This is a genomic window from Secundilactobacillus malefermentans DSM 5705 = KCTC 3548 (assembly GCF_001436395.1).
In the GTDB taxonomy this organism is placed as follows: domain Bacteria; phylum Bacillota; class Bacilli; order Lactobacillales; family Lactobacillaceae; genus Secundilactobacillus; species Secundilactobacillus malefermentans.
In genome coordinates this window covers 1-2,859 of the sequence record NZ_AZGJ01000089.1, presented here as the reverse complement: position 1 = coordinate 2,859, position 2,859 = coordinate 1, and the positions used below count along the sequence as shown (strand labels likewise).

At 40.5% G+C, this 2,859-nt stretch carries 2 protein-coding genes; one reads left to right on the top strand and one right to left on the bottom strand.

Annotated features, from left to right (window positions below; genetic code table 11):
- Positions 1 to 32: 32 nt before the first annotated feature.
- Complete coding sequence (locus FD44_RS09715; protein ID WP_010620548.1) at positions 33 to 665, bottom strand: redox-sensing transcriptional repressor Rex; 633 nt, start codon at positions 663 to 665, stop codon at positions 33 to 35.
- A gap of 200 nt (positions 666 to 865) precedes the next feature.
- On the opposite strand from FD44_RS09715, the gene FD44_RS09710 reads away from it, so the two are divergent.
- Complete coding sequence (locus FD44_RS09710; RefSeq protein ID WP_029327618.1) at positions 866 to 2,827, top strand: ABC-F family ATP-binding cassette domain-containing protein; 1,962 nt, start codon at positions 866 to 868, stop codon at positions 2,825 to 2,827.
- Positions 2,828 to 2,859: the final 32 nt, after the last annotated feature.

The window sequence follows — 2,859 nt, the reverse complement described above, 5'->3', positions numbered from 1 at the left end:
ATTAGGACTTTTGTCCCAGCCTCACTTTGAAATTAAGACTGATAATTATCTAGGAAGTAAATGAGTGTTTGTAATTCATTCGTCAAATCAACGTTTTGAACTCGGACATCATCTGGCACTGTCACTCTGAGAGGTGTAAAGTTTAAGATTCCTTTTACGCCACCCTTAACGACATCATCCGTCACTGATTGTGCAACGTTAGACGGAACAGTAATGATAACCACTTCAATTTGTTGGTCTTTTAATTGTTCCTGTAATTGATTCATTGGATAAATTGGAACGCTACTTTGAATAGTATTAACAATATCCTCTTTTACATCAAAGGCAGCACTAATTCGAACGTTACTATTTTGGTGGAAATTAAAGTTTAGAAGTGCGTTCCCTAAATTACCAACACCAATAAGCGCAACGTTTGTTAACGTGTCTTGGTTTAAAATTTTCTTGAAGAACTCAAGTAATTTTTCAACATCATAACCGTAGCCACGTTTACCTAAAGCCCCAAAATATGAAAAATCACGGCGAATCGTAGCCGAATCAACCTTAACTGCTTCTGATAGTTCCGTTGAAGAAACCCTCAGCTTATCTGAATCCTTTAAAATATTTAAATAACGATAATAAATGGGTAACCGTTTGGCAGTTGCCCGTGGTATTTTGGTTTCACTCAAAATGTTTCCCTCCTTGATTATTCCATCACCCTATACGATTTGGCTGATTACTTAATTAGATTGTGAATTTATATTTCCTAGTTATTGTAGCATAAACGCCCTTCTTGTGAAATGATTTGCAAAATTTTATCTGAATCCCCTGTCTTATAGGTAATCAAATATGATAAAATAGTTTCACTATACACGAAAGGTTGATGGCAATTATGCTCCTACAAGTTCAACACGTTACTCGTCGATTTGGCGCGGATCCCTTATTTGAAAATGTAAACTTAGATGTGCCAGATAATGGAAGAGTTGCGTTAGTTGGCCGAAACGGTGCAGGTAAATCAACCTTAATTCACATTATTACCGGTGAAGAGGCTCCAGACGAAGGTCAGGTGACGATGAAACGTGGCTTAACTATTGGCTACCTTGCACAGGATACGGGTCTTGATTCTGATAAAACCGTTTGGGAAGAAATGCTAAGTGTCTTCGCTGGTCTCATTGAAATGGAAGCCAAGATTCATCAATTAGAAGCCAAGATGAGCGATCCGGAAGTCATTCAGAACGAACAATTATTTGAAGAGACTTCCGTACAGTACGACCATCTACAGCATGAGTTTCGCAAACAAAACGGCTTTGGCTATCAAGCTGAAATTCGTGGCGTCCTTCATGGATTCGAGTTTGATGAATCTTACTACGACCGTAATATTACAACGTTATCGGGTGGGCAAAAAACACAACTTGCCCTTGCGAAACTTCTACTGGAAAAACGGGACCTCCTTATTCTTGATGAGCCTACCAACCATTTGGATGTCGAAACGCTGACCTGGCTTGAAGGCTATATTCAATCCTATAAGGGTGCCCTGCTGATTGTTTCCCATGACCGATACTTCCTAGACAGAATTGTGACCGAAGTTTATGACATGTCATTAGGGTCAGTTGCACACTACAAAGGTAACTATTCCAAGTTCATGACCCTCAAAGCGGAGAAGCTCAAACGGGAATGGAAAGAATATGAAAAGCAGCAAACAAAAATTACCCAGCTCGAAGATTTTGTGAATAAAAACATCGTTCGTGCCTCCACAACAAAACGCGCCCAGTCCCGCCGGAAACAACTCGAAAAAATGGACGTCATTGATCGCCCAGAGAATGAAGACAAGGTCGCCCGCTTTAGATTTGATTCTTCTCGGACCAGCGGAAATATTGTTCTAACTGTTAAAGATTTAGCAGTGGGCTACGGTCTCCAGAAAGTCTTATCAGAGCCAATCAACCTAAACATTAAAAAGCACCAATCCATTGCAATTGTTGGCCCAAATGGTGTGGGAAAATCAACCCTCCTCAAAACAATTTTAGGTCGAATTCCCGCCATCCGTGGAACCGTCGAATTAGGAACTGGCGTCGATATTGGTTATTACGATCAAGAACAAGCGTCTCTTCACGATAAAAAAACGGTACTTGCTGAGTTGTGGGACGATCATCCTACTACTCCTGAAGCGGATATCCGCTCTATCCTAGGCAGTTTTCTATTTACTGGTGAAGATGTCGATAAGCTCGTCCACAACCTAAGTGGTGGCGAAAAAGCCCGTTTATTACTGACTAAACTGGCATTACGTCATGACAACTTTTTAATTTTAGATGAGCCGACCAATCATTTAGATATTGACAGTCGTGAGGTTCTGGAACAAGCACTCAATGAATTTGATGGCACCATCCTTTTCGTTTCCCATGACCGATATTTCATTAATCAAGTTTCGACTTCGGTTGTCGAAATCTCACAGGAAGGGTCAACCCTCTTCTTAGGTGACTACGACTACTTCACAAACAAAAAACAGGAACAGGCAGAAATTGCGGAACTTGAGCTCCAGGAGCAGCAAGCTGCTGACACCACATCGGTAAGGTCAAAACCAGCTCCCATCACAACAGACTATCAGAAGTCAAAAGAGAACCAGCGCCAGCTTAGAAAATTAAGTCGAGAAGTTGATGCATTGGAACAACAGGTAACTGATTTAAGCAATCAAAAATCCGAAGTAGAACTTCAAATGACAAAACCAGCATCGTTTAACGATCCAGCTAAAATGACTGACCTACAATCCCAACTTTCCAAAATTACGACAGAATTAACTGAGTCTGAGGATCAATGGGAAGAAAAATCAATCGAGTTGGAAAACCTATCCAATTAAAAAAATTGCAATGAAGTGAACCCCAAATATTG